Annotated in this window: 24 protein-coding genes, 1 pseudogene and 1 riboswitch; of the genes and pseudogenes, 15 read left to right on the top strand and 10 right to left on the bottom strand. The window is 69.0% G+C overall.

What is annotated here, in order from left to right:
* Positions 1-28 precede the first annotated feature (28 nt).
* Both ACRX5W_RS26955 and ACRX5W_RS26950 read right to left on the bottom strand, forming a co-directional pair.
* Positions 29-1,249: an ABC transporter substrate-binding protein gene (locus ACRX5W_RS26955; protein ID WP_436790924.1), complete on the bottom strand. Its 1,221-nt coding sequence runs from the start codon at positions 1,247-1,249 to the stop codon at positions 29-31.
* 101 nt (positions 1,250-1,350) lie between these two features.
* Positions 1,351-1,941 carry a cob(I)yrinic acid a,c-diamide adenosyltransferase gene (locus ACRX5W_RS26950; protein ID WP_436790923.1) on the bottom strand — a complete coding sequence of 197 codons (591 nt, stop codon included), beginning with the start codon at positions 1,939-1,941 and terminating at the stop codon, positions 1,351-1,353.
* A 62-nt stretch (positions 1,942-2,003) separates the two neighbouring features.
* Positions 2,004-2,134, bottom strand: a riboswitch (cobalamin riboswitch).
* A gap of 336 nt (positions 2,135-2,470) precedes the next feature.
* Here ACRX5W_RS26950 and ACRX5W_RS26945 point away from each other — a divergent pair.
* The 4 genes and pseudogenes from ACRX5W_RS26945 (at position 2,471) to ACRX5W_RS26930 (ending at position 5,637) form a co-directional block, all read left to right on the top strand.
* On the top strand, positions 2,471-3,301 hold the full coding sequence (locus ACRX5W_RS26945) for a hypothetical protein (RefSeq protein ID WP_436790922.1): 831 nt from the start codon (positions 2,471-2,473) through the stop codon (positions 3,299-3,301).
* A gap of 222 nt (positions 3,302-3,523) precedes the next feature.
* Positions 3,524-4,360 (top strand): helix-turn-helix domain-containing protein, encoded by an 837-nt coding sequence (locus ACRX5W_RS26940; protein ID WP_436790921.1) that lies wholly within the window; start codon positions 3,524-3,526, stop codon positions 4,358-4,360.
* Positions 4,361-4,447: 87 nt separating this feature from the next.
* Entirely contained in the window at positions 4,448-4,921 is a 474-nt protein-coding gene (locus tag ACRX5W_RS26935; RefSeq protein ID WP_436790920.1) for a cupin domain-containing protein, read from the top strand.
* Positions 4,918-5,637 (top strand): annotated as a pseudogene (locus tag ACRX5W_RS26930) (SGNH/GDSL hydrolase family protein). The gene ACRX5W_RS26935 and the pseudogene ACRX5W_RS26930 overlap by 4 nt, the downstream one beginning before the upstream one ends.
* A gap of 123 nt (positions 5,638-5,760) precedes the next feature.
* Here ACRX5W_RS26930 and ACRX5W_RS26925 read toward each other — a convergent pair.
* Together ACRX5W_RS26925 and ACRX5W_RS26920 are read right to left on the bottom strand one after the other, a co-directional pair.
* The gene (locus tag ACRX5W_RS26925; protein ID WP_436790919.1) at positions 5,761-5,952 is read right to left on the bottom strand and encodes a DUF397 domain-containing protein; all 192 of its coding nucleotides are present in this window, start codon (positions 5,950-5,952) and stop codon (positions 5,761-5,763) included.
* Positions 5,949-6,827: a helix-turn-helix domain-containing protein gene (locus ACRX5W_RS26920; protein WP_436790918.1), complete on the bottom strand. Its 879-nt coding sequence runs from the start codon at positions 6,825-6,827 to the stop codon at positions 5,949-5,951. Before ACRX5W_RS26920 ends, ACRX5W_RS26925 begins: the two co-directional genes overlap by 4 nt.
* A 171-nt stretch (positions 6,828-6,998) precedes the next feature.
* Between ACRX5W_RS26920 and ACRX5W_RS26915 the strand changes: the two genes are divergently transcribed.
* Entirely contained in the window at positions 6,999-7,448 is a 450-nt protein-coding gene (locus ACRX5W_RS26915; protein ID WP_436790917.1) for an ATP-binding protein, read from the top strand.
* Between the two features lie 209 nt (positions 7,449-7,657).
* Positions 7,658-8,029, top strand: a complete 372-nt coding sequence (locus ACRX5W_RS26910) for an SgcJ/EcaC family oxidoreductase (protein WP_436790916.1) — start codon at positions 7,658-7,660, stop codon at positions 8,027-8,029.
* Between the two features lie 294 nt (positions 8,030-8,323).
* Here the strand turns inward: ACRX5W_RS26910 and ACRX5W_RS26905 are convergent, their stop codons facing one another.
* From ACRX5W_RS26905 to ACRX5W_RS26895, 3 genes are all read right to left on the bottom strand, one after another.
* Positions 8,324-8,713 (bottom strand): peptidase inhibitor family I36 protein, encoded by a 390-nt coding sequence (locus ACRX5W_RS26905; RefSeq protein ID WP_436790915.1) that lies wholly within the window; start codon positions 8,711-8,713, stop codon positions 8,324-8,326.
* An 80-nt stretch (positions 8,714-8,793) separates the two neighbouring features.
* Positions 8,794-8,985, bottom strand: coding sequence for a hypothetical protein (locus ACRX5W_RS26900; RefSeq protein ID WP_436790914.1), 192 nt, complete (start codon positions 8,983-8,985; stop codon positions 8,794-8,796).
* A gap of 395 nt (positions 8,986-9,380) precedes the next feature.
* Positions 9,381-10,250, bottom strand: coding sequence for a GNAT family N-acetyltransferase (locus tag ACRX5W_RS26895; protein WP_436790913.1), 870 nt, complete (start codon positions 10,248-10,250; stop codon positions 9,381-9,383).
* Positions 10,251-10,566: 316 nt separating this feature from the next.
* Here ACRX5W_RS26895 and ACRX5W_RS26890 point away from each other — a divergent pair, with 316 nt between their 5' ends.
* The 4 genes from ACRX5W_RS26890 (at position 10,567) to ACRX5W_RS26875 (ending at position 15,189) form a co-directional block, all read left to right on the top strand.
* Positions 10,567-11,055: a DUF2975 domain-containing protein gene (locus tag ACRX5W_RS26890; RefSeq protein ID WP_436790912.1), complete on the top strand. Its 489-nt coding sequence runs from the start codon at positions 10,567-10,569 to the stop codon at positions 11,053-11,055.
* Positions 11,055-11,306, top strand: coding sequence for a helix-turn-helix domain-containing protein (locus ACRX5W_RS26885; RefSeq protein ID WP_436790911.1), 252 nt, complete (start codon positions 11,055-11,057; stop codon positions 11,304-11,306). The genes ACRX5W_RS26890 and ACRX5W_RS26885 overlap by 1 nt, the downstream gene beginning before the upstream one ends.
* A 353-nt stretch (positions 11,307-11,659) precedes the next feature.
* Complete coding sequence (locus tag ACRX5W_RS26880) at positions 11,660-14,332, top strand: family 78 glycoside hydrolase catalytic domain (protein ID WP_436790910.1); 2,673 nt, start codon at positions 11,660-11,662, stop codon at positions 14,330-14,332.
* A gap of 392 nt (positions 14,333-14,724) precedes the next feature.
* Positions 14,725-15,189 (top strand): COG4315 family predicted lipoprotein, encoded by a 465-nt coding sequence (locus ACRX5W_RS26875; RefSeq protein ID WP_436790909.1) that lies wholly within the window; start codon positions 14,725-14,727, stop codon positions 15,187-15,189.
* A gap of 91 nt (positions 15,190-15,280) precedes the next feature.
* Here ACRX5W_RS26875 and ACRX5W_RS26870 read toward each other — a convergent pair whose 3' ends face one another.
* On the bottom strand, positions 15,281-16,366 hold the full coding sequence (locus ACRX5W_RS26870; RefSeq protein WP_436790908.1) for an AraC family transcriptional regulator: 1,086 nt from the start codon (positions 16,364-16,366) through the stop codon (positions 15,281-15,283).
* Positions 16,367-17,039: 673 nt separating this feature from the next.
* On the opposite strand from ACRX5W_RS26870, the gene ACRX5W_RS26865 reads away from it, so the two are divergent.
* The 4 genes from ACRX5W_RS26865 to ACRX5W_RS26850 all read left to right on the top strand — a co-directional run bounded on the left by ACRX5W_RS26865 (position 17,040) and on the right by ACRX5W_RS26850 (position 23,035).
* On the top strand, positions 17,040-19,871 hold the full coding sequence (locus ACRX5W_RS26865; protein WP_436790907.1) for a hypothetical protein: 2,832 nt from the start codon (positions 17,040-17,042) through the stop codon (positions 19,869-19,871).
* 70 nt (positions 19,872-19,941) lie between these two features.
* Positions 19,942-21,180: a hypothetical protein gene (locus ACRX5W_RS26860; RefSeq protein ID WP_436790906.1), complete on the top strand. Its 1,239-nt coding sequence runs from the start codon at positions 19,942-19,944 to the stop codon at positions 21,178-21,180.
* A 404-nt stretch (positions 21,181-21,584) separates the two neighbouring features.
* Positions 21,585-21,773, top strand: coding sequence for an alpha/beta hydrolase fold domain-containing protein (locus ACRX5W_RS26855; RefSeq protein WP_436790905.1), 189 nt, complete (start codon positions 21,585-21,587; stop codon positions 21,771-21,773).
* A gap of 74 nt (positions 21,774-21,847) precedes the next feature.
* Entirely contained in the window at positions 21,848-23,035 is a 1,188-nt protein-coding gene (locus ACRX5W_RS26850) for a glycoside hydrolase family 1 protein (protein ID WP_436790904.1), read from the top strand.
* 309 nt (positions 23,036-23,344) lie between these two features.
* Here ACRX5W_RS26850 and ACRX5W_RS26845 read toward each other — a convergent pair whose 3' ends face one another.
* Positions 23,345-24,130, bottom strand: coding sequence for a GNAT family N-acetyltransferase (locus ACRX5W_RS26845; protein WP_436790903.1), 786 nt, complete (start codon positions 24,128-24,130; stop codon positions 23,345-23,347).
* Positions 24,131-24,728: 598 nt separating this feature from the next.
* On the opposite strand from ACRX5W_RS26845, the gene ACRX5W_RS26840 reads away from it, so the two are divergent.
* Positions 24,729-25,454 carry a hypothetical protein gene (locus ACRX5W_RS26840; RefSeq protein ID WP_436790902.1) on the top strand — a complete coding sequence of 242 codons (726 nt, stop codon included), beginning with the start codon at positions 24,729-24,731 and terminating at the stop codon, positions 25,452-25,454.
* A 154-nt stretch (positions 25,455-25,608) separates the two neighbouring features.
* Here the strand turns inward: ACRX5W_RS26840 and ACRX5W_RS26835 are convergent, their stop codons facing one another.
* Complete coding sequence (locus ACRX5W_RS26835; protein WP_436790901.1) at positions 25,609-26,496, bottom strand: PH domain-containing protein; 888 nt, start codon at positions 26,494-26,496, stop codon at positions 25,609-25,611.
* Between the last annotated feature and the right edge of the window lie 454 nt (positions 26,497-26,950).

Genomic DNA, 26,950 nt, shown 5'->3' with positions numbered 1-26,950 from the left:
CCCGTCGTCCCCACACCGGTCGCGTCCCTCATCGACCGGTTACCTGGCGGTGGAACGTGAAGACGTGTCCGGGCATCAGGTCCGGGTGCAGGATCGCGACCAGGTCGGCGAGCACCAAGTCCGGGCGGGTCACACCGCGTTCCCAATAGTCGTTGCCGCCGCCCGGCCCCATGGCCAGGTTGTTCGACCAGATCCGGTCGTTCTTGAACGCGGTGAACTCGCGGTAGCGCGGATCCGCCTTCACCACGTCGTCGTACGTACGCCAGTCCGACGCACTCGCCAGCCACACCGCCGCGTCGCCGCCCCGTGCAAACACCTGCTCGAAGTTGACCTGGAGGCTTCCGGTGGACCGCTCGTCGATCCACGGGTAGGTGCCGCCCGCGTCGCGGATCAGCTTGCCGACGTAGGAGCCGCCCGACGCGACCGACCATGTGCCCTGGGACAGTTGCCCCGGGAGAACCTTGACCGGCGGTGCGGACGTGGCCTTGGCGGCGACGGCCCGGTAGTCGCCGTCGATGCGGTCGAAGACGCCGGCGGCCTTGGCTTCGTCGCCGGTGAACGCGGCCATGTACTTGACCCATTCGGCGCGGCCGAGCGGGTCGTTCTCCAGCCATTCCGCGTTCGCGACCACCTTGATTCCGGCCGCGCGCAGTCCGGCGTACGCCCCTTCGTCGGTTCCACCGGTCATGAGGATGTCGGGGCGTTCGGTGACGACCTTCTCGGTGTTGATCTGACGTCCGGGCGCATACTCGACCACCTGCCCGGCGTCGATCCGGGCGCGCGCGTCGGCACCGGAGACGTTCTTCGCGTTCGCCACGCCGGTCAGCAGGCCGAGCCTACCCAGGTCGGTCAACAGCGGCAGGTGCGTGGTGGAGGCCGAGTACATGCTGGTGATCGGCACGGTGACGCGCGGCGCGTCCGCGAGGTCGCCGTCCAACTTCGGGTCGGGGGCGCCGCACTTGACCAGGACGTAGCGTTCCGGCTTTCCGCCTGACACGGGCTGTTTGACCGTGAGGATCTGGTAGCTCTTCTCGTACACGACGGTGAAGTTCTGTGCGTACTTCAGCGTCGATTTGACCGGGAAGTAGTCGGTGTTCGGATCGAAGTTCTCGATGCAGCCGTCACCGGCTGCTGCGGGCGCGGGGGCTTTCTGCTCGGCGTCGCCGCAGGCGGCGAGTCCGGCCGTCAGCGCGGCGGCGACGGTGAGCACGGCGGTACGGCGCCAAGGCGCGCGGGCGCGCGGAATCATGGTGCTCCAAGCGTGTGGCGATGATCGTCGTACCCGGGGCGCAGCGCACACGCGCCCTCCCCGGGCCGACCGGCGGCGGAACGAAGGAAACTGGCGGGCGGTCAGGCGCTTCGGCCGGGCTCCCACAGGACATCGCCGGGCCCGTCGCCCTGGTTGGCAGCGCGGGCGAGGACGAACAACAGGTCGGAAAGACGGTTGAGGTAACGCGCGGTCTCCGGGTTGACCGTCGGCGACCCGCCGGCCGCCGCGTCGGCGTCGAGCAGCGCCCACGCGGACCGTTCGGCCCGCCGCGCGACCGTACGCGCCTGGTGCAGCAGGGCGGCTCCGGGCGTGCCGCCCGGGAGCACGAACGACCGCAGCGCTTCCAGGCGTTCGTTCAACGTGTCGCAGTGCGCTTCCAGTCGCGCGGTGTCCGCAGCGCGGATGCGCAGCCGCGATTCCCCCTCCTTTACCGGGGTGCACAGGTCGGCGCCGACGTCGAACAGGTCGTGCTGGATCTCCGCCAGCACCGCACGGGTCCCCTCGTCCAGCCCGCCGAGGGCCAGGGCCACGCCGATCGCGGAGTTGGCCTCGTCGGTGTCGGCATATGCGGCCAGACGCGAATCGGTCTTGCGGACACGGGAGTTGTCACCGAGCGCGGTCGTCCCCGCGTCGCCGGTTCGGGTGTAAATACGGCTCAGAACCACAGACATGGCACAGCCACCTTGCCTCTCTCGGGGAAATCCGCCCCGGTGTGTCGAGGTGGCGACGACGTGAGTCTCCTGGCTGCCGGATCACCGCTCCTCCCGGCCTTCCGGCCCTCGAACAACGAGAGCCGTGGCCGACTGCGGGAGTCGCTCCCCGGTCACAGTGGCGGGACCGCACCGGAATTGCACCGGTTTCCTCGGGCCGCCGTCGCCTTGCTGCGCACACAATGACACGCCGCGTCGGCAGATCGCCACCCCGGTCGGGCGGATGTGGCCGGAGACACCGAGGTCCTATTGCACAGGAAACAGATCTTCTGCGCCGCTTTTCTTTGCTGTGTCCACGAAAGACCACTGATTGCTCATTCTGTCGGCCTGTCGCGTACCGGGGCGGGTGGATTGACGGGCCTGTTCGGCGTACTCCGCATGGCCGCCCCGGTGGGGCTCACTTTCGCTGGAGGGGTCGCCCGCCGCTTGACGCCACGCTCAGCGTCGACCGCCCAGGCGGGCTCCACCACCTCGAACGCAAGGATGTCCGATGAAAGCGAAAACACGACTGCGAAGCCTCGGCGCGGCTGCCGGCCTGGCTGTGTGCCTGAGCCTGGTCCCCACCACACAGGCACATGCGGCGATCCTCGTGCCCTGCGGGAACATCACCGCCCTTCGGGCGGCGATCAATGCGGCCAACGCCACAGGTGAGGACATCGCCCTCGCCCCGTTCTGCACCTACACATTGACGCAGGTCGACAGTACGCTCGGCGGCTCGGGACTGCCGGTGATCTCGGGCGACGTCACGATCGGCGGACTCAACACGACCATCGCACGCTCAAGCGCCGCGAACACGCCCTTCTTCCGGATCTTCCACGTCGACAACGGCGGTGCCCTCGCGCTCCGCGGGATCAACGTGCGCAACGGCCTGACCGGCGGCTACGGCGGCGGCATCGAGAACCACGGCACCCTCGACGTACGCGGCGGCGCCATCACGGGCAACACCGGGACAAACGCCGGTGGTGTGTACAACGCCGTGGACGGCGACGCGACGCTCAGCGCGACAACGGTCAGCGGAAACCGCGCATCCGTCTTCGACGGAGGCGGCATCCTCAACACCGGAACCCTGCGTCTGAACTCGACCACCGTCCAGGGGAACACCGCGGTCAAGCGCGGCGGCGGCCTCGGCGTCTTCGACGGCTCGGCCACGCTGATCGCCAGCAGGGTCACCGGAAACACTGCGAGCACCGCAGACGGCGGCCTCGGCGGCGGCATTTGGGAGGCCCCGGCGTCAACGGTGACGCTTCTCTTCTCCACGGTCACGAACAACGTCGGCGGCAACTGCCGCCCAGCGGGAAGCGTTCCCGGCTGCTCGGGCTGACGCCGGGCGCGTGGGTGCGTCCTGCGTGACCGCACGAACAGGTGTGGTGCAAGGCGCGCGGAGATCGGGGGCGGCGACCCCATTGTCGGGTCGCTGCCCCACCCACGGCCCCCGGCCCTGCCCGCCAACCGAAGCCGGCACCGTAGTGGTCGGCGGTTTGGGGTGTGGACAAGGTCCGGGGTGGTGATCTCGCCGGGTGCGCCGGTTCGTACCCTGGGGAGGGTGGAGGATCGCATGGCCATCGGGATCGGTGCACGTCCGGCGCCTGCCTTGCGGCAGTACGTCGAGTCGTACATCGGTTTCGACCTCCGCGGCCTCCCGGCGGGCGTGCACTGCGGCACTCCGGGCCGCACGCTCACCGCGGTGATCAGCCTGTCAGACCCGCTGCAAGTGGCGGACGGCGTCGACGACGGGTCACCGGTCACCCGGTTCAGCAGCGTGGCCGGCGGTCTGATGTGCCGGTCCGTCGGGATTCACCATGACGGACGCCAGCACGGTGTGCAGATATCGCTGACACCGTTCGGTGCTCGGGCCATCTACGGCATGCCCGCCGCCGTACTCTCCCACCGGCTTCTCTCGCTTGACGACCTCCTCGGGGCACTTGGCGCCGAGCTGGTCGAACGGCTCCGAACGGCGACGACATGGGCGGCGCGGTTCACCGCGCTGGACGAACTGCTCCTCCGAGCTGTCGTTCGCGGCGATGGCGGCGACCGTGTGCGCCGGGTGCGGCCCGAGGTGGCCGAAGCCTGGCGCCGCCTCGTCGCCGCGCGGGGCTGCGTCCCCGTTGGCACGGTCGCCGCGGACCTCGGCTGGAGCCGTCGGCACCTCACCGAGCGGTTTCGCGATGAACTCGGCCTGTCGCCGAAGAGCTTCGCCCGAGTCCTGCGCTTCGAGCACGCGCACGAACTGGCCACGGCGCGGGACCCGCTCCCATGGGCCGATGTGGCGACCGTCTCCGGCTACGCCGACCAGGCCCATCTCGCCCGGGACTGGCGCGAGTTCACGGGCCGATCGCCGACGGCCTGGCGTCGCGGCGAAGTCCTCCTCGGGAACGGATAGTCGCTCGCCCACCGACCGCCGGTCGCATCGGCTTCTGTTCCCATTTCTTCAAGACCGCCCGATCGCTGTCGTGTGACGCTCATTGGCATGAGACTCGTCAACCACGAACGCAACCCCATCGACCTGCGGACCACCCCCATTCACCTCGGGCTGGGATCGAGGGCGAAACCCATCGAGGGCTTCGCCTGGGACCCGGAGGTACTCCAGGCCTACAGCGCCGCGGTCGCGACCGACGGTGCCGAGGGCCGGATGGTGATGATCTTCGACGGCGACGGCCCCGGTGACCATTGGGAGAGCCACCCCGCCGGAGACGAACTGGTCGTTTGCCTCAGCGGGTCGGTGACGGTCACCCGCGACATCGACGGGGTGCCCGACCGCGTCGTGCTCGGGCCGGGCGAAGCCACCATCAACCCCGCCGGGGTATGGCACGTCGTCGACACGAAGGGGCCGACATCCATGCTGACCATCACCGCCGGCCTCGGCACCGACCACCGTCCTCGGACCGGCACCCGCCCGACCGAACCCGCCGCCACACCCGGCCCGCCGGAAGAGGCTCCGTGACAACACGCATCGCGTGCCTCGGCGACAGCCTCACCCGCGCGCAGTTCAGCGTCGATTACCTGGACCTGCTCGGACGACGCCACTCTCCCGACGAGGTGCGGGTTGCCCGCTTCGGCGTCAACGGCGACTTCGCCCACAACCTCTTGCAGCGCCTCGACGCCGTGGTCGCGAACCCGCCCGACGTGATCACCGTGTTGATCGGGACCAACGACGCCCGAGCGAGCCTGGCGAGTTACCCCGTCGAACAGGCCATGAAGCGCAAAAAGCTCCCCGAGCGCCCGTCAGCCGACTGGTTCCATCAGTGTCTGGAGGCCGTCGTCAAACGGCTCCGAGCGGAAACCGACGCGACGATCGGCCTGCTGTCTCTCCCGGTACTCGGCCAACAACTCGACGGAGCAGCGGCGCAGGCATCGCAGGCGTACAGCCGGATGATCGCCGAGGTCGCCGCCACCCACGAGGTGACCTACCTTCCGCTGCACGAACGCCAGACCGAGGAACTGCGCCATGCGGACCCGCCGCCGATTCCCTACCAGGAGGCGACCCCCGCCGCGAGCATCGGCGTACTCCTCCAACACTAGGTGCTGCGCCGCAGCCTCGACACGATCTCGCGGCGCCGAGGTCTCGTGCTCACGACCGACCACATCCACCAGAACAGCCGCGGCGCCGGCCTCATCGCCGAGGTCATCGACGCCGCTCTGCTGACCCGGTACGCGTAGCCGGTTCCGGCTCCACAGCCAGTCGGATGCCATCTCCCGCGCGGAGATGGCATCCGCCCCAAACGCCGGTGCCGACGGCGAACACGCCCGCGGGCTTTGCAGATCTCGACGAGTGTTTGCGGCTCAGCGTCCCGCCACGGACCGGACGAACGGCGCCCACTCGGCGCGACCGATCGCGAACGCCGGACGGGTCACGTCCTTGGAGTCCCGTACGTGGACGGCCTGTTCGGTGAACGCGACCTCCACGCAGTCGTCGCCCTGACTACCGCTATAGCTCGACTTGAACCACGCAAGTTCCGTCGTACCGCTGCTCATAGCACTCCTCGCAGTCGCTTCAGCAGGGCCCGGGATTCGTAGGGGCTCAGGGCCTGCGAGCGCAGTGTTTCATAGCGTTGGCAGAGCAGACTCATCTCTTTCGGGTCGGAAATCAGGCGTCCGTTTTGCTGCCCCTCGGAGTACCCGAGCCGCTGCCCAGCCGGGGTTTCCAAGATTCGCATCGGTCCATCCAGACACGCGTGCAGCCCCGCATCCAGCGGCACGATCTGCAGCGTCACGTTGCGCGGAGCAGTGCGCTCCAGGACATGGTCGAACAGCTCGCGCATCGCATCCGCGTCCCCGAACCGCCGCCGGAACACGTGCTCTTCGACGATGAAGCTGAACGGCACCTTCGGCCGCTCCCGCATCATCGCCTGGCGGTCCATCCGCGCGGCGAGCTGTTCCTCCAACTCCTCGTCGGTCCGCAACGGGATCGTGCCCTCGAACACCGCCCGCGCGTACGCCTCCGACTGCAACAAGCCCGGCACCAACCGGCATTCGTACGTGTACAGGCTCACCGCCCGACGCTCAAGCCACGCCCACCGCCGGAACCACGCCGCAAGGCCCGGCTCACCCCGCGTCAGATACCGCGCGGCCTTCCGCAAGGCGCCCGTGTTTCCGAGCGGCCCCTCCGCCCTCTCCACGAAAGCGTCGTCCGGCATCCGGCGTCCCAACTCGACGGATTCCACGGTGTGTTTGGAGAACTGCACGGCCTCACCCAGCTCCGCGCGGCTGAGCCCCGCATGCTCGCGCAGCGCCTGGACGACCGCACCGAACGTCCGCAAACTGTCGGACGGGTGGGGCTCTCGCTCCCAATCCCCCGCCGGGACCGCCCCTTCGCCGACGCCCTCGGCCGGCTCCCCATCGATGCCCATCGACCGCCCCTTCCTCCGGAACACACGACAACGGCCCCTCAAGCCGTCCGCGCCACCCCCAAGCGTGACCGAAAACCGACCGTACGGTCTACAGTCCGTGCCCGTACGCTGACTCCGCGTACGTGACCTCATGCTCGTCCTCGCCTCGCCCAACCGCCACTCTTGGGCGTCATGAAGCACGCAACGCCCCAAGTCGGCGTCCCCACCCGCACCTTCACCCAACTGCTTTCGTCCACGCGGCTCGGCGCCCGACGCGCACGGTTGCTCGCCGTCGCCGAACTACACGCCTGGGGCGTCCCCCACGACCTCATCGAACGAGCCGAACTCGTCATCGCCGAACTCGCCGCAAACGCCGCCCTGCACGGTCACGCCCCCGGCGACCTCTTCCGGCTCACTCTCGCCCACGACCCGTCGACCGGCCGTTTACGCATCGAAGTCACCGACACACAAGGGGACTTGTCTCCGCAACGCCCTCCGGCGGACGCCGAATTCAATTCCCTCAGCACCAGCGGACGCGGCCTGGCCCTCGTCACCGCCCTCGCCGACCACTGGGACTGCGTCCCCTGCCCGCCCCACGGCAAGACCGTCCGAGCGGTGCTCTCAACACAGGCCGCCTTCTGATCCGCCCCACCGGCACCGATGAGCTCTTGCGGCGCACAGGCGCGAGGCAACCGCACGGGGGCTCGCGGAGTCGGGCCGGGCGCGCCGCCGTTGCCGCCAGGGGTGGGCGGCGAGCCGGGGGGTGAGATGATCACGTCCGAAGGACAACTTTGGAGAGCGTACGAATGAGTCGACCGGCCGTACCCGAACGGACCGCTTCCGATGAGGACTTGCGAGCGATCGATGAGGTGTTCGCGGAAATCCAGGCGGGCGTGGGCGAGTTCGACGCCGAGAGAGTCGGCGCGCGGTTCACCTCGAACGCGTCGTTCACCACACCGGCCGGGCAGCGGTTCGACGGCTGGGCAGCCGTCAACGCCCACCATCGTCGCCAACTCGCAAGCCCAGTCGAGGGTTTCCGCACAAGTATCACCGTCGAACGCGTGACTTTCCCGGAGCCCGACACCGCAGTCGTGTTCGTGCGACAGAACGCGTCCACAACGGCGGGCGACTTCGCCAACGCAGGCACCTGGGTCCTGGTCAAGCGGGATGGCGGTTGGTGGGTGCACGCCGTCCACAACACCAACGTCGCGATCACCCGCTGACGCTCACACGGAGCTGCGCGCCGGGCGAGCGGGAAGCCGTCAGGGTACCCGGTCGACTGGGAACGACCGGCGAGTTCCCCTCGACAACCGAAACGACACCACCACGTTTGCATTCGAAGCGGAAGCTCATCGGCCGGAGCGTACGGGGAGAGCTAGACGAGCAGGCCGGGTTGCCCCGGGTGTGTGCGCCATTGACGGCGAAGCTGCGCAGGCAGGCTCGTCTGCGGTGGAGGAGAGGTCAAACCCCCGTCAGCGTCAGCGTTTTCGGACGCTGCGACCATCACTCAGGCTGCTTCAGCAGGTGAACCGGCCGTAATTGACCGAAGAGACTTGGTTGTTGAACGCGTCGTCCAGGTTTTCCCGGAGGCCAGCGCTGTAACCGGCGCCGCGTCCGGTGTAGTTCGGGCCCTGCCAAACGCACCAGACGATGGATGCGTTGTTGAACACGGAACTGGCACGATCGTCGAAGCCGGCCTCGGCGAGCACTTGGTCGTAGCGGGTGCCGGTGGCGAGGTACATGTCCCCTTGGCCGTCCCAGCCGTCGAAGAGGCAGAAACGCCCTTGTGGGCAACGGTCATAGCCGGTCGCCGTCGGGAGCGCGCCGGCGGGGGCAACCGAGAGAGCGGCGCAGGCCGCCAGGCATGCGACGGCGGCGATCAGGCTGCGGATGGACAGGAAGCGCACGTCCGGCTCCTCAAGGTCAAGGTCGCGGAAGAAACTGCTGTGCAGCGGGTGTCGGCAACTGGCGTGGGGACGGCCCAGGTTCAGCCGGCGAGTTCCTCCGACTCCACTTCGTCCGGCTCGTTTTCGTCGGGCTCTTCACCGGACGCCCCGATCACGGAGACCGCGGTCGTGCCGTGGGGTGTGACGCCAACTGCGGCGCCGACGCCGGCGAGCGTGATGAGGCCGATCGCCACGGCGACTGTCGCAAGCACGGAAGCACGGACGAACCTCATGGGGAACTCCTCCGTGAGAGACGCCGTTCACAGCGTCGGACGGGCGCGAGGCGAAGCATCAGGGGCAGAGACAGCGCTGATCCCAAACCGCAATTGACGGGCTGGTTGGGGGTAGTCATATCGGCCCGTTGGCCTTCGCGTCCATCTCAGGATCGGAAATTCCACCGACCGAGGTACGTGGGGTTGCGAGGGCCGCGAGCGTCAACGTCGGCCCGAGGGTCAGACGAGCCCACGCTGCCCCGTCGCAGGCAATCGTGCCCGTTGCGCTCGTGCAACGTCGATGACAGTGCCCTTTGCGCAGTCCGACAGACGGTTCTCGGTTGGCTTTTCCGATGCGCACACATTGCGTGGTGCTGCTGCGTACCGCCGATCCTCGTCCGCGCACGGTCACGAACTTACGGCGTCCCGACGTAGGTGTGCGTGCGAGCGTAGGGGGCGAAGCCCATGGACGAGTAGAGCTGTTTGGGGACGGGGTAAGCGGCGTCTCCACGGCAATAGACGGTGACGCGACGGCCGCCGGCTTCGGCGAAGGCGTGCATTACGGCCGTGCAGACAGTGCGTGCCAGGCCCAGGCGTCGATGATCCGGATGCGTGCCCACCGGCTCGAACTCGCCGATGCTGTTGGCTTCGTCGTACCAGCCCTGACAATAGGCGACGGCTTCCCCCTCGGGTGAGACCGCGATGAGGTCGAACTCGGGGCGGTAAGGCCATGTCTTCCTCATGCGGACATGGCGTTCGGTCGTGCCCCTTGTCGAGTCGAATGCCGCTCGGTGCACCGCAGCGCGTCCGGCGATGTCGGCCTGGTCCCGCTGCGCGCGGATCACGTAGCCGTCAGGCAGAGAGGGCACGTCCGGCAGGCGCGTGAGAGGCCTGCCCATCAGGGTGAGGAAGGGCCCATCGACGGCGCGGGTGTAGCCGCGGCGCTCCAATGCGCCAGCCAGGTGCCCCTCCGTCTCTGCGATTTCGACCCGAAGAGCACCGGGGGCCGCCTGCTCGGCCCAGTCGAGTACGTCGTCGGCGATTCCGTGGCGGCCCGGATCAACCTGCAACATGAGGGTGTCGGGCAGTTCGAGCCAGCCCCAGGCCTGGACTCGACCCCTGTGCGTCCACGTCGCCGTCAGGTGTTCCTCCCTCTGGTCGAGCGCCCGGCACGCGTTCCAGGCAAGGTCCCCGATGTGGTGGTAGCCGGTCAGCGGGAAGATCCGGGTGGCCAGGTCCTGCATGGCGCGCAGCGCCGTCGGTCCGACGTGGTCATGGCGTTCCATGCGGGCCATGCTGCCGAATCACCCCTCGACAGGCCATGGAGTAAAGCCGGCACAGGGGACGGAAGGTGTGACCGCGCGGGCGGCAACGCGGAGTTTCGTTGCGAGGCGACGAGACGACGAAGCGCCGAGTCGGCGCACCGAGTCGCCTATCGCCGGCTGTCCGGGCACGAGGCGTTCCGCCGAAGACCTTCGGTTCGCCGCTCTCTCAGCGGGGACTGTGCGGAGTCCGGTCGCGGTCGTGTCGTTGCTCGTTCAGCACTTGCCGTGCCTATCGATTATCGATAGATTCCAATCGGGTTTCGATCGAGGGAGGATGATGGGACAGTTGACAGTGCGCGCGCTGCGCGCCGTACTCGTGGTGTTGTTGGCCGGCTCGTTGTTCGTGCAGACGGTGATGGTGGCCCTGCTGGCCGTCGACCTGAAGGGGCTCGACACCGGCCGGCGAGCGGGCGTCCTGGTGATCACGGTTCTGGGCATCGCGGCGGTCCAGGTCGTTCTGGTCTGCGTATGGCGCCTGGTGACGATGGTGCGTCGCGGCACCGTTTTCTCGCATGCTGCGCTCCGGTACGTGCACGTCGTGATCGCCGCCGTCGTCTCTGCCGCCTGCCTGGTATTCGGCCTCGCCGTACTCCTGGCCCCGGGCGAAGCCGTCGCGCCCGGCGTGATCCTGCTGATGGGAGGCGTCGGTTTGGCGGTCCTGGGGGTCGCACTCATCGTTCTCGTGCTGCGGATGCTGCTCGCCCAGGCCGTCGCACGCGACATCGAGGCGGCGCGACTGCAAGCCGAGTTGGAGGCCGTGATCTGATGCCCATCGTCGTCGACATCGACGTCATGCTGGCCAGGCGGAAGATGTCCGTGGGCGAACTCGCCGACCGCGTAGGCATCACACCCGCCAACCTCGCCGTACTCAAGAACGGCCGCGCCAAGGCCGTCCGCTTCACAACCCTCGCCGCGCTCTGCGAAGCACTCGACTGCCAGCCCGGCGACCTGCTGCGCTGGGAGGCCGAGGACACCGAGACGACCACGACAAGCCGGCCGCCGGCCCGGGTGCCCTAGCGTTCCCTTGCGCCACTGCGGCCGCGCTGGAGCGGCGCGCCGTGGCGAGTGACCCGGCCCCGGTCCGGTCGGTGTTCCCGCATTGCGGCGACTCCGCGGGAAGTCCACGGTGTCCCCGGCCGCGTGCTGGTGGACCATTGTGGGAGACCGAACGCGAGCAAGCCACCGCCGACCTCTACCGAACGTTGCTGATGAAGAACACGAAGGAATCGACGGGCTTCGAAACGGTGATTGCAAGTAGTTGCAGCCCATTGCCGTCGGTGAGTCGACTCTCGGTGACAACTTTGTCGGTATGGCCTACCGTCCCAGCAGTGAAACGTTCCAATCCGTTGTGGTGAAGGGATGGACCAGGCATGCGCGCACCTACCCGACTGCGTGTGGAGCACGTGGACGACACGCTCGGCTTGGACGCGTCTGCGCCGCGGTTGTCGTGGTGGCTGCCGGAGGGCTCCGCGCGTCAGACGGCCTACCGCCTCAACACCGGGCAGTGGGACTCGGGACGTGTGGAAAGTGACCGCAGCGTGCTCGTGCCCTACGAGGGCCCGGAAGCCGTGCCCGGTCGGCCTGTGGTGTGTCGGGTCAAGGTCTGGACGGACCTCGGCGAGAGCGACTGGTCGGAGCCGTGCTCCTGGGAGCCGGCCATCGGGGCGCGCGACTGGGCGGCCGCGTGGATCGAGCCGGCCGAGGACGAGCCGCGCACAGCCGGGGAGCGGCCGGCGTATCTGCTGCGGCGTGCCTTCCATCTGGACGAACTCCCCACCCAGGCCCGCCTCTACGCGACCGCCCATGGACTGTACGAGGTTTTCCTCAACGGTGTCCGCATCGGTGACCACGAGCTCGCTCCCGGTTTCACCGCCTACTGGTCGCGCCTGCATGTGCAGACGTACGACGTGACCGACCTGCTGCGCCCCGGCCCCAACGTGCTGGGCGCGGTGCTCTCGGACGGCCGGTTCCGTGGCCGCAACGGAACCCAGCGGATCCCCGACGGTTATGGAACCCGCACGGCCCTGCGTGCCGAGCTGCGGACCCTTACGGCGGACGGCCGCGCCGACACCGTCGGAACAGACGCCGGCTGGCGGTCTCGCGTCGCCGAGATCACCGCCGCCGACCTGATGGAGGGTCAGCACGTCGATTTCACCCGGCGGTTGCCCGGCTGGACTGAGCCCGGCTGTGACGACGCGGGGTGGGCCGGCGTCACCGTCCAGACCGGCAGGCTGTACGCGCGACGCGACCGGCTCACCACCAGCCCGGCTCCCCCGGTCCGCCGGATCGAAGTGCTGCCTCCGGTGTCGGTCACGCGCCCCCGACCCGGCGTACACGTCGTCGACTTCGGCCGGAACATCAACGGCTGGGTGCGCCTGGCGAACCTCGGCCCGCGAGGCACCGCACTCACGCTCGTCCACGGCGAGGCCATCGACCGCGACGGCGACGTGACCACCGAACATCTCGACATCCCGGCCGAGATGCATGACCAGGGCATCGCCCTGGCCGCCGGACAGCGCGACCGCGTCATCTCTTCCGGCACCCCGGGCGAGGTCTTCGAACCCCGCCACACCACTCACGGGTTCCGCTACGTCCGCGTCGAAGGCCACCCGGGCACCATCGCGCCCGACGACGTCGAAGCCGTCGTCGTGCACACCGACCTGCGCCGCACAGGCTGGTTCCGCTGCTCCGACGAGCGGATCAACCGCCTCCACGAGGCGGCCGTGTGGAGCTTCCGCGGAAACGCCTGCGACATCCCCACCGACTGCCCCACCCGCGAACGCGACGGCTGGACCGGCGACTGGCAACTCTTCGTCCCCACAGCCGCGTTCCTGTACGACGTCGCCGGGTTCTCCGTCAAATGGCTGCGCGACCTCGCCGCCGACCAGTGGCCCGACGGCAAGACCTCCAACATCGTCCCCGACCACGGCATCGGCCGCCGCGGTCCCGGTCACCGCCGCGCGCTCATGCACGGCTCGGCAGGCTGGGGAGACGCCGCCGTGATCGTGCCGTGGGAGACCTACCTCGCCTACGACGACGTTCGCATCCTGGCCGACCAGTACGCGTCGATGACCCGCTGGCTCGACTGGGCCGCCGAACGCGCCCGCACCGGACGGTTCGCCGAACGTGCCGAGAGCCGGCCCGAGCCCGCCCCGCACGAAGAGTTCGTGTGGGACTCCGGCTTCCACTGGGGCGAATGGCTCGAACCCCAACAGGACGATGCCACCCCGTTCTACCTCCAGGACCACGGCCCGACCGCCACCGCGTACCTCCACCGCTCCGCAGACCTGTTGTCACGCATCGCCGCCATCCTCGGGCGTGCCGACGACGCCGAGCGGTACGGCCGCTACGCAGACAACGTCCTGGCCGCCTGGCAAACCGAGTTCATCGCGCAAGACGGCTCGCTCACCCTCGACACCCAGGCCAACCACGTGCGCGCACTTGCCTTCGGCCTGGTCCCCGACCACCTGCGCACAAGCACCGCCGAGCGCTTGGTCGCACTGATCCGGAAGGCCGGCACCCACCTCGGCACCGGTTTCCTCGCCACGCCGTATCTGCTTCCCGTCCTGGCCGACCACGGACACCTCGACGTGGCGTATGAACTGCTGGTCCAAGACACCGCGCCCTCCTGGCTGGCCATGATCGACCGCGGCGCCACCACCGTGTGGGAGGAATGGGACGGCATCGACGAGAACGGCACACCCCACGGCTCCCTGAACCACTACAGCAAGGGCGCGGTGGTCTCCTTCCTCCACCGCCACACCGCCGGCATCCGCCTGCGCGACGACGCCCCGGGATACCGCCACTTCGACATCCACCCCCGTCCCGGCGGCGAACTCACCTGGTCGGATGCAGAGTTCGACTCGCCCTACGGACGCATCACCTCGGCCTGGCGCATCGAAGGCGGCAGATTCCACCTCACCGCCACCGTGCCCCCCGGCACCACCGCCACCATCACGCTCCCGAACGGACAAACGGCTGCCGCACCCCCGGGCCGACGCCACCACAGCTGCCCCTGGGTGCCTGACACCCAAGCCCGGTAACCGCGTCTGCGAAGGCAGCGTCCAAGTTCTCGATCGGCGAGGGTCGTGCGGCGGCTGAGCCCGGATTGGATGCGCCCCAGGGTGAGCTCTCGAACAAGCGCGCGGTTTGCGACGCCTATTCGGTGTCGTGGTAGGCGAGGCGCACACCGACACTCCGACCGCGACCGACCTGGCGTGGCCGCCCTCTGGGACGCCCCAGCCGCCCGGACGAGGCAATCTGCTGAGCCGGGTGGCCCTCGGCGGTCGCCGCGCGGCCCGGCCCGCAATGGGGTGGTGTCACGGCCTTGCGAACGGCAGGCCGCGAGTGCCGCCGGTGTGTGCGGCCGTCCGAAAGGCAGCCGATGAAGATCGTCGTGAACAGGGTGTGGGCTGCATCCGCAACCGTGTGCCTCGTGGCGTTGTCGAGTGCGTGCTCGGACGACGACGGGTCCTCGTCGTCCACGAACTCGCCGTCCGCCTCGGTGGGCATCGGCACGGTGGACTCTGCGAGCGTCTCGCTGGGGAAGATCCTCGTGGGCCCCGGGGGCCGCACGCTCTACATGTTCGAAGCCGACACGTCCGGTGTGTCGACCTGTACCGGAGACTGCGCGGCGGTGTGGCCCCCGTTGCCGGCTGTGGGGCAGACGACTACGGGCGGGGATGCCAAGAGCGAGCTGCTCGGGACGACGACCCGGCCTGACGGGGCGCAACAGGTGACGTACAACGATCACCCCTTGTACCTGTACCAGGGCGACCAGCAGCCCGGTGACACCCGCGGCCAGGGCCTGGACCAGTTCGGCGCCAAGTGGTACGTCCTCAACGTCGACGGCAACACCATCACCAAGACCGCCACCCCCAGCGGCGACGGCGGCTACTGACCGACCAAGGGGCGCCCGAGTCACCGGCACCCGGCACCCCTCGCACCGTATCGGCCTCCGGCGGCCGATGCCAGGGAAGTCTCGGGCTTGTTCATGCCGGGGCCGGAAAGGGGATGTCGGTTTCGCCTTCGTCGTTGGGTGAGGTGGATCTCGGACGAAGTGTTTCGCCGGGGAACCTGCCGTAGGCCTCGCGGTACGCGCGGCTGAAGCGGCCGGTATGCGGGAATCCCCACCGCTGGGCGACGTACGCCACAGTCCGCGGAGCGGCGTTGCCCTCAGCGATCGCCACGAGGTCGGCATGCGCCCCGGCGAGGCGGACTCGGCGCAGGTAAGCCAGTGGCGTGGAGTTGAGGTGTGTGCGGAAGAGTTCGTGCACAGTCCTGGTGCTGACGAGCGCTGCCTCGGCGATTTGGGCGACGCTGATCGGACGCGCGGCGTTGTCCTCGCAGTAGGCCATGGCACGGCGCAGCGCGGCGGGCCCGGCGGTGCCGCGCCGCTCTGCGAGGGCGTCGGTCAGTTCGTGCTGGGTCGTGCGCAGCAGAGTGTGGACAAGCAGGTGCTCGAAGTGCGCAGCAGCGAGCGACGGTCCGTCCAGCACCCCGGAATCGATCATGGTGCTGAACAGTGTCGCCAGGCGGAGCCAATTCGCGATGTCGGGTACGCGTGGGTCCAGGAGGTTCTCGAACTGCACGGGACTCGTCGGTGCGTCGCCGAGTTCCCCGCGGACCGCGTCGTCCACAAGGTCCCTGGGAACACACATGATTCGCGCCGCGGCGTCGGCTCCCCAGGTGTTCGAGAGAACCTGACCGGGGCTGACGATGGTGGGTGAGAACGGCATGGTGCGGCCGTGGTGCGTGATGGCGGCGCGGCCGGCGTGCCCGATGCGGATCGCGTAATACGCGGGCGGTCGGACCGGCAGGATCTTCACGTCTGTGCCATAGCTCAGGTCGTACACCTGGATCTTGCCTTGGTGGACCACCTTGAAGCGGGCGTTGAGCGGCTTGCGGCCGATGACTTCGGTCGCGTGCGGGGTGAACGCGCTGTCCAGGATGCCTTGGAGCGCGGTCTGGTCGTCTCCCTGGTAGACGAACTGCGGTTCGCTCGACGGCCGGTCGTGTTCGCTCGCAGCCTCGCTCGTCGCCGGGGCGTTCCCGACTGGGGGCTGATTCTCGATCATGCGGTTCAGGATCCATCGCGGCACTGGGCTGGGATAGCCATTTCGCGCGTCCGGGACGGTCTGCTCGTGCCGCGTCTCCAGAGGGCTTGTCCCGAGGACGGATGCTGCGGCGCTTGATCCGATTCCTGCGACCGCCGGTCTCGCACGCTTGCGCGCCTTGGTGGTGATGCGCCCTTATGTGAGGGCACACAGGCGAGAGCCGCCGCACGCACAACCGTCCGGCCGGACAGCGTCGTGAACTTCTCGAAGCGCCGGCTTGGGGGCGGGGGCCGACGGCACTTGGCTGCATCTCGTGACTTCCCGCCCCCACCGGACGGTCGACCACTGCGCCGCAGTCGGACCGGGCGCACGCCCCGGGACAATTCCTGCGCTGCTTGAGCCACTTCCTGCAAAAACGGCTTCCCTGCCGTTGCTCGGGCCTCGGTGCGGCCCTTGAGTGGACCTCCTTGCAGGTGAGCTTCACCGCAGGACAATCCCGGGGAGAAACGATGGGCGAAGCCGTGTTTGCCATGCCCGCTTTGCGCCTCCCCTGCACGAGCACGGTTCCGCGTGATTCCCGCGCGCCGGGACAGCGGCAATGCCGAACTCGCCGCCTCCGAGACAACCGCACGATGCCCTCACGGGCGCTCACGGGAGGCCGGAGTTGACCCAGGAGTCCGTATACGACCGGCAGATGCGTCTGCAGTTTCTGACCTGGGAGAACCAGCGTCGGTACGCCGAGGCAGTGACGAGGGCCGAGCGATACGCCGAGGAACAGATCGAGGCCGCACGCGCCCGAGGCCGACCCGACAGCGAGCTTGAGGCGAGCCGCCGCGCACTGTTCAACGCCTATATTGACGAAACGCCCGGCGTCCACAAGGAGGACGCTCACTACTTCCTCAAGTTCCGCAAGGTGGCCCGCGTCCTGTTGGAGGCAGAGACACGGGCGTTCGCCAGGTTGGGGCACCGCTCGGAGCAGGTAGGCCTAAGCCAGGCCTGGGGCGAAGCCGTTCGGGCCATGGTCGAGTACGCGCGTGGCCAAGGCGTTACCGAGGCTTTGATCGCGGAGTTGCAGCAACAGCGGGCAGCCCGCCGCTACACCCCCGTCGACACGGTGCCGTCTGGTCACGGGCCGGTCCCCAAGGCGAAGATCGAGGCCGCCGCCGAGGCTGCCCGGGCGTTCGACGAAGCGGTGGGAGACGACGCTCGCGCCGGCGAGATCGCGGACTTCGCGCGGGCGCAAGCCCAGTACGCCGAACGCCGCCCGGCCGTCCGCGCCGGCGACGTCGAAGTTTACGTTTACAAGCACCCGGTCGACCCCTCCCGGCAGATCGTCGCCCGGCACGCGGACGGCGTCGAGACGGAGCTCGTGGAGGCCCACAGGCCGAACATCGTTTTCCCACGCGTGTATCCGGACGGATTCTGGCTCGAACCGACGCAGGGGCGGCACCTGGTCTACTCTTCGCAGGCCTCGGGCGACGAGTCGGGGGCGATGCTCACAGTCGTGGACACCCGCACCGCCAAGGCCGTGGCCACCATCAAAGGCGCGGACTACCCCGACGTGGCCTGGCTGGACCCCACGACCTTCGTGTGGGTCGGCGGATCCGGCAGGCAGCACGGGGCGTGGCGGGTCGACCTGGCAACCGGCACCCGCGAAAGACTGCGGACTCGGGACATCGCATCTTGGGACCCGACCTTCGCCCGTGCGGTCGTAGGGGGCCGATACGACGCGAGCGGTGCACGGAATCCTTGGGTGGCCGTGAGCGAGAACCGGGGACCCAACGGCAGCGCCAACGAACTGAACATGATCGCCGTCGAGGGACCGGCCCGCGAAACCCGTCTGCTGACGTACGCCGACGCGACGCTAGCCAGCACTCTCGCTGTGGACAACCGGCTCATCGTCGTCAGTTGGAGCAAGGAGCACCCTCGCGGACGCATCGCCGAAGTACCCGTGGACCTCACCCGGAGCCACATCCCCCCACAGGAATGGCGCGTTCTCGTCCCGGACGACGGCCGAAGCGTCGTCCGGGAGGTCGTGCCCGTCACTCGTGGCCCCGGTCGCGACCCGCTGTTGGCGATCAGCCGCACCATACGTGGCAACGCCGAGGTCCACCTGTTCGATCCGACAACGGCGACCGGCACCACGCTGCCGCTGAGAGACCTCGGACTTCCCGCCGTGCACACGCCCGAAGGGGAGCTGGAGCCCGGCGTGTTCGGCCAGATCACCGGGATGACGGCGACGACCGCGCCCGACGGGACAAGCGCACTGGAGATCGAACACTCGTCCGTCGTGTCATCCCCCCGCACCTTCCGCTTCCCGGTCACCGGGAGCAGAGCCGGTCCGGCCGAGGAGGTTGCGCGGGAACAGAGCATCGCCGACATCGTCGTGGCCGGCGCCAAAGTGACCCGGTACGACTTCCCCTCCCCCGACAACACGGAGAACGGCGGCGTCCTTGTCGAACACGCGGACGCGCCCGGGACCGGTTTGCTGGTATTTACCTCATACCAGAACTACTACGTCGGCAACAACACCAGCAGGCAGGCCAACCACGTTCTCAGCACCGCCTACGCCCTCGGCAATCGCCTGTGGTTCTGCGAGGGACGGGGCACCGCAAACAAGGGCTACAAGAACTTCCTTGACGGTGTAAAAGAAAACCAGTTCGGCGCGGTCATGGATGTCGTCGCCAACGCCGACTTCGTCGTCGGACACGGCATCGCCAAACCGGGCGATGTCTACGCCAGCGCGCAGTCCGCAGGCCCGGCGATCATGCTGCGAGCGGTAGCGCAGCGTCCCGGGGTGTTCTGCGGCGCGGGCTTTCGCAGACCGGTGCACGACCCGTGGCAACTTCTCGAAAGGCCCAGCGAGTTCGCCCACGAGTTCCTAGCCAGCATCGCAGACGTGCTGTCCTCCTGGCACTACGTCGACCCCGGCATCGACATGCCTCCGCTCAGCATCGTCATCGGCGCGCCGGACGACCCGCGCATCGCCAGCCATGCCGAGCACGACCTGGCGTGGCGGCTCATGACCACCCTGACCAGGACGCTGCTCCACACCGCCACTCCCGGCAACGGCCACTTCGCCGACGAACAGGAAGCGGCACAGGAACTGACCGCCGTGTCACGCCTCCTCGGCCACCCGCCGCCGAGCCAAACACGCCCCCACATACTCGAAGACATCCGCAGCATACGTCCCACCCTCATGTGGGGCCCCGGAAAAGACGTGCTGCCGCCACGCCTACGACCCTCCAGGCCCGCGAAGCGTGCCGCAGGCGCAACGCCGAACCAACCCGCAGTCTCGGCCTTCACACCCGGCGTGAACCGGGCGGCCGGCAGTGGCCTGCGCTCCGTCGCAGACCTGGTCGGCCGCGGCAAGCCCGCCACGGGTCTGCCCGAACACACCCCGAACACCAACCGGGGCCGTCCCGTCCACCTGGTCCCCGACACGCCGTTCGCACCGAAACCCGCGCCGAAGTACCCCGCGCTGAGCCTGGAGCTCAAGCAGGGCAGAAACCTCGGCAACTTATGACAAGACACTGGAAAACATTCCTGATGCCGCGCCTTGTTCGCACACCCACACCGAGACCGCAGGAGACCGCGTGCCCTTGGAGTTCCACCTCTTGGAGCAAGGCGAGCATCGACCGGTCAAGCCGATCCCCGTGTACCACCTGCCCGCCGGCCGGACATCCGAGGTCGACATCTCCGTTGCCCTCCACGCACTCCACGCAGACACCTCCGGCAACGTCATCACCGTCGTCGGCGGCGCGGCCGGTGCGCAGGCGAGTGATCGCCTCAGCGCGACAGTCGACGGCGCCGTCCGCGCGGCCCGCGCGTGCAACGCGACTGTCGTTTACGGCGGAACCGCATCAGGCGTGCTGGAGGCCCAAGGACGGGCCGTACGCCAGGCCCGCGAGGGTATGCGCCACGCCGAGGCCGACATTCCGCTGGTCGCCGTAGTCGCCCGCGGCACCGTCACCACGCGCTTCGACAACGCCCCGACCGAAGTCAACAAAGACGCCGCGCCCCTCCAGGCCGACATGGACTTGCTCATCACCACACCGGGCAGCCAATTCGGCGACGAGTCGCTGGCAATCGCCCAGACCTCGGGCATCATGAGCCGCTTCGATCGCTCCGCGACCCTTCTCTACAACGGCGGACTCATCACCAAAGCCGATGCGCTGAACGCTCTCACCGTGCAGAACCCGCACGACCACGTGTTGTTCGTGGTCCGCGACAGCGACCGGTTGGCCGACGAGATCGCGGCCGTGCACGACACCGGCCGACCGTCCAACGACCCCATCGTCAACCGAATCGCCTTCGACCCCCGCACCCTGGTCGTCACGCCCGACCACGTCGAACACGCCCTGACCGATCACCTCGGAGCACCTGTCGTCGCCCCCCGCCCCAAACCCGCGGTGCCCGAGCTGAACCCGTCCGTCCAACTGCGGAGCGTGCACAGCGCCGCCGCCGGACTCACGGCCATGAACATCGGCCGCATGACCACCTCCGGCTACGGACGACGCGACGCACTGAACATCCGCGACAACGTGGCCAGCCCACTGGTCGATCCGGCAGCCCACAAAGCATGGGTGGCAGCCCCCGAAGGCGACCGGATCGAGGCTCTCGACCGCCTTGCCCGAGAGGCCGGAACCCGGGCAGACACGATGACCCCCAGCCAGGCGTTCCGGATGGGCGCCCAGTTGGAGTACTGGAGGCAACACGACTACTACCTCGATCACGCGCACCCACAGCGACCGCCCGGAAACGCGACGCGACCACGCGACACATCCCGGTCCACCGGCCCACACCTCGCCAAAACCCGCGGACGTTCCCTGTGAAGACCCGACTGTGTCGGCATCGGGCGCAAGTTCGATCGAGCTCACCTTCGCAGGGGTCATCCTTGAGGGGGCAATCGAACTCGGGCACGTGCCGAAGTCGGCCCTGAGTCGCCCGGATCCGTCATGAGGCAGGACGAGACAGACCGGCCGACAGCCCACGCCAACAGGACCCACGACGGAACGTCCACGAGAAGAAGGCACACCGGTTGGGCGAGCAGCGGTGGTTCCGGCTGTCGTGGTGGCCTTCGATCCGTGGCAACTGGCAGCAACTCGTTGCCTGAAGACGACGTCACCGTTGGGATGGTCTGCGAGCCTCGGCCGCCTTGCATCGGTGTGGGCCGTGCGCGTGCCGTTGGCGCCGATCGCCGGAGGTTCCGTGACCGACCTTCCCGCAGCTGAGCACGGTGAACCTGCTGTACGCGGGCAGCGAGGACGTCCCCCCGGACCCCTACGCGTTCGCCGGCAACGGCGACGTGTCCGGGCAGCCGCCCGTGTGCATCCTCAACTCCGACACGGACCCCCTGCGTGCGTCCGGCGAGGCGTACGCCGCGCAACTCGCCAAGGCAGGAGTACCCCTGCCCGTCGCAGCATGAGCCGGGCTGCGCCAATCCTTTGAAGTCCCACGTCCGGCCCCTTGCGGGCATCCCTTCTGCCACTGGAGCACACGATGGCCAACACCCCCGACCTGCGCAACGACTTCCTGTGGGGAGCGGCGACGTCCGCCCATCAAACCGAGGGCAACAACGTCGGCAGCGACATGTGGCGGAGCGAGGCGCGACGGCCGGAGCGCAGTGGGGACGCGTGTGACAGCTACCACCGTTACCCGGAGGACATGCGGCTGCTGGCGGACGCGGGGCTGAACGCGTACCGGTTCGGCATCGAGTGGGCCCGGATCGAGCCGGAGGAAGGACTCTTCTCCAACGCCCAACTGGCCCACTATCGGCGGATGATCGACACGACGCGCGAGCTTGGCGTGGAACCGGTGGTGACGCTGCACCACTTCAGCAGCCCGTACTGGTTCACCGAGGACGGCGGCTGGACATCGGACAAGGGCCTCGACCGGTTCGTGCGCTACGTCGAGAAAGCCTGCACCATCCTCGACGGCGTCACGTGGGTCTGCACCATGAACGAGCCCAACATGGTCGCCACGTCCATGACCATGCGGGGCCTGGCCGAGCAGGGCGGCCAGGACCTCATCGCCGGTGGACTGCCGACTCCCCTGGAGGAACACAGCCTGCGCTTGGTCGAGTTCCACAAGGCCGCAGTCCAGGTGGTCCGCGAGCGCACCTCGGCGAAGGCGGGCTGGACCGTCGCACAACAGTCCCTCGTCGCCCTGCCGGGCGGGGAGGCGAAGCACGCCGAACTACAGTGGCTGTGGGAGGACTTGTTCCTGGAGGCGGCACGCGGGGACGACTTCCTGGGAGTGCAGTCCTACAGCAGCAAGAACGTCGACGCGGACGGCATCGTCAAGCAGCCGGACCACCCCGACAACACCCTGACCGGCTGGGCCTACCGCCCGGATGCGCTCGGCATCGCACTGCGGCACGCGTGGGAGGTCACCCGGGGCCTGCCGCTCATGGTCACCGAAAACGGCATCGCCACCGGCGACGACAACCGCCGCATCGACTACACCACCAAGGCGCTCCAGGCCCTTTACTCCGCCGTCGAGGACGGCGTCGACGTGCGCGGCTACCTGCACTGGTCCGCGATCGACAACTACGAGTGGGGCCATTGGGCCCCGACGTTCGGGCTCATCGCGTTCGACCGTGAGACGTTCGTCCGCACCCCGAAGCCCAGCCTCGCCTGGCTCGGCGGCGTCGCCCGCCGGAACGGCGCCTTGGAGTCGTCGGGCTGAAGCTCCGGGCCGGTCACCGACGCTGAGCTCCTCGCGCACCGGTGACCGTGCGGAAGTCATCATGCTCCGAACGGCGTGATCCCGAATCGGCGGCCGTACGCGAGTAGTTGCTGGGAAGTGGCGGCGAAGGTCAGGGGCCGACAGGCGCGTCGAAGGGGGGCGGGCGGGCTGTTCCAGGCGGCGGCCGCGCAGGTTCGAGCGAGGGGACGGCAGGTGCCGGATCAGGCGGTGGTGGACCTGCCGACTGATGTGCCCGTGCTCGGAGCCGCGGCGTTCGGGCCACCACCTCGGTGGGTTCTGCGCCGCCGCTCAGCGCTCGACGATGTAACCCGTCTTTGGATCGAAGCCGGTGACCTTCGCTCCCCCGGCGATGAGACCGCCGAGGACATCGCGCAGCGCGTAGCGCCAGTCCTTCGCCGCCGCCGGGTTTGCGAGGCGCATGGTCTCGATGTCCTCGGGGATGTCGACCGTGACGATGTCCGCTGTCGTCGACCGCACCTCCGGTGTGTCGCCGGCCACGATCAGCGCCGCCTGCGCACCTTCGGGCGCGCCCGCCGCGATCGCCGCGATCGGCTCGCCGAGGGCGGCGGTGGCCTCGGGGCCGTCCAGGCGCCAGTCCATCAGCAGACGGTCGGTCTCGTCACCGCCGTTGATCGCGTCGTCGATCTTCCCGTAGAAGTTGACGCGGTAGCCCTCCGGCCTCGCTCCGAGCTTCACGATGTTGAAGTACGTGTTGCGCCGGACCAGCGGGTCGTACGTCCAGGTGATGCGGCTCAGCCCCCGCGCGAGCGCCCACTCTCGCTGATGCCGCTTGAGCGCGAACCCGACGCCGCGCCGCACGTCCGTTGCGGTGACGTGGGAGTGCAGCACCTCACCGATCGGCATCCCCAGGAACGCCACAGACGCGCCGACCATCCTGCCGTCCTGATAGGCACCGACGACATAGTTGCCCGTGTGTGCCAACGCGTGCATCTGTTCGACGATGACGGGCGCCTCGCCGGGCTCGGGCTGCCAGACCCGGTCGAAGAGGGCGTACACATCGGCGAATTCGTGGAGTTCGTGGAGTTCGCGGATGACCAAGTCGTTCGGCGGCATCGAGTCGCCTCCTGTCGGGTTGCCCGAAGACGGCTGTTTGCGTCACGGTGATTCGGTCGGACAACCTAAGGCACATCAACTGGACGTCCCCCGTGTTCAGCCGGGAAACGCGAGCAGCTCGCGCTCCGGCGTACGGCAGTCCCCGGTACGTACGGAGCCGTGGCGCACGGGAACCGGCCACAGGCCGACCCGGCGGGACCCCCTGTGTGCGGCCGGACGGCTTACCCGAGACCCGAGCGCCAGGGCTGCCCGGGGCGGCCGAAGGCCTATGCGCCGGTAGCTAAACCGGACACACATGGGGACGGCGGGGAGGAAGCACAGAACGCAGTTCACCCGAACCAGCGACCGCTTGACGACGCGCTCGCCACGCGAAGGAGCCGGACCCGAACTTGATGGTTGCGCTCGGCATGATGGACGACGCGCACACCCATCGAACTCGCCGCACGCACGAAAAGCCGTTCAGGGAAGCGAATGTGACGGAGCGTTATCCTAGGGAAGCGTCTTCCCGGCGGCCTTGCCCAGCCGGTGCGCGGCGATGTGACAGGGGCCACGCCGGGCAGCCGTTCGGACCCCGACACGACAGGGAGCGTGACGCCCAGTGGATAGCGTGCACGGCCGCGGTCCCGCCGGACTGTCGGACGCGCAGCGACGCGCGATCAGCAGTGCCGACCCGGTGACCGGCGAAGTGAAGGCGAACGCGGCCACGCTGGCGGCGCTGCGGCGCAAGGAGCTCGCCGTCGCGTCCGGCAGGATCGGGGCGGTGTATCTGACTGCTGCCGGTCGGCGGGTCCGGCAGGACCTAGAGGCGAGCACGCACCATCCGCCGGTGACTTCCGCGGCCGTGTCGGCCGACGAACTGTCCGGCCGGGCCGAGCAGTTCACTGCTGCGACCGGGGACGAGCCGGCTACCGCCGGGACGGCGGACGGACGTCGTGCCGCACGGCGGGCGGAGGAGGTCGCCCGCGCGTGGGCCGGCCTGCTGGAGGTCCGACGCGTGTCCGGAACCGGGTTGACCATTCCCGCCGCCTGGGAGCGGGCCCGTCCGGTCCAGGCCGTGGCGCTCGTACTCGAAGCCGCCGGGTTGCCCGCGTCTGCCCGCGACGCGTCCGGTCGTCCCGTACGCCCCGGCTACCGCGTCAGCCCCGGCGACCGGGCCGGCGAGGTCCGCGTCGACTGGCAGGCACCGCCCGGCGTCTCCCGCGCTGACCGGCGTCAGCAGCTCGCCGCCTGCGCGAGCGAACTCGCCCGTTGGGGCTGGCCCGCAGAAGAATACGCGGATCGCACCAGCCCCTTCCTCCTCGTGTCCGCGACGAACGCCCGGTGAACCAGCAGCCGTTGGAGACGTTTCCTTGCGGACACCGTCGCTTACAGGAAGCGCCGTGCGGCAGCCCGCAGCGTTCGCTTCGACGCGGGCTGCATGGTGCTCGTTGAGGGGCCCTCCGAGCTGTGGGGGGGCGTCGTATCCGCGGTCAGCCAGGTCACAGCTCCCGCAGGAGGAACACCAGCGCGGTGACGGCTGCGGCGCCGGCTGTGAGCAGGAGCAGCGGGAGGGTCGGGGGCGGGGTGTCGGTGTCGGCGGGGCGTAGCGCGGGGTGTTTCCGCATGGCGTCCAAAACCGCTGCGGAGTGGGCGAGTTCGGGGTGGCATGCGACCACGCGAATGCGGCGCCCGGAGCGGGTCGTGACGACCAGCGTGCCGCGTTGGTACGTCACGGACGCGACGTCGTCCCATGGCACGTGGCGCCGGCGGACCGGGCCGCCGAGGTGGATCCCGTCGCGATCGGCCGCCACGGTCCATCGCGGCGGCCACGTCCACACCACGGGCGCGCGGCGGGGCGTCATCTGCTCGGCGGTGATCTCCGTGCCGCGCGGGCGGTACGGCGCACGGCGTGACGGACGGATCGGGTGCAGCGCGGACGCCGAGATCTCGGTGCGTGCGCCCCGCGCCGTGTCGGGAACGGTGAGCGCGACGGCGGCTCCCGCCCGCAGGTCTCCGTACAGCACCGCCTCGCTCAGGCGGTCCCCGTCGCGGGGCAGGAACGGCACACGGCACAGGAACATCGGCAGTCGCCCGAACGTGTCGTCGGCCGGGTACACGGCCACCAGGCCGGGACGATGCGCGCGTACCAGGACCGAGCGTGCGGCAACCTCTTTGCTGTGCAGGCGGGTTGCCTCGCGCCACCACGTCCCGCCGCGCAGCAGCGCCAGGATCCCGGCGAGCAGCGCCACACCCGCGGCCACGCGGAAAGTCCACACCACCACATCCGGCCCGAGCCTTCCGTCGACGATGCGCGCCTTGTAGGCGTAGTAGTTCCGTCCGTCGCGTTCGACCACCCAGGAATCCAGGATCTCGGAGCCCACCTCCATAACGGATATCATCGCGACCGAGCCATCGGGTTCGGGTGCCGGACCTATGTCCAACTGCCGTGTCACAACGTCCCCTTGCCGCGGCGCGGGGTCGCGCGTCTCCGAGATCCCGAGGCACACCCCAGCCATCACCGCCGCGACGGCCCCTGCTGTGCCCACCCCGGTCGCAATCCCGCGCCACACTCCGCGCGGACGCCCGACCGACTCGGGCACCCGCGTACACCCGTCGCCGGCCTGCGCCCGCGACACGCGCAGTTGCGCCTTGCGCGCTCGCCACCGGCGCGTCGCGGCGGCCTCCCACGCTGCGGCATCGGCGGCACACCACGGGCGTGCGTCGACGGGTATCGCGTCCTCGGGCAATGGCTCATGTTCCGGCATGCGCCGAAGTATGGCGCATGACACGACGTCAGAAACCAAGTGGTGGGCGTTACTTGGCGAGGGCCAACGGTTGCGC

This window comes from Yinghuangia sp. YIM S10712 (assembly GCF_051388935.1).
GTDB lineage: Bacteria > Actinomycetota > Actinomycetes > Streptomycetales > Streptomycetaceae > Yinghuangia.
The sequence above is the reverse complement of the archived record's forward strand: the minus strand, read 5'-3'. Positions and strand labels throughout refer to the sequence as shown.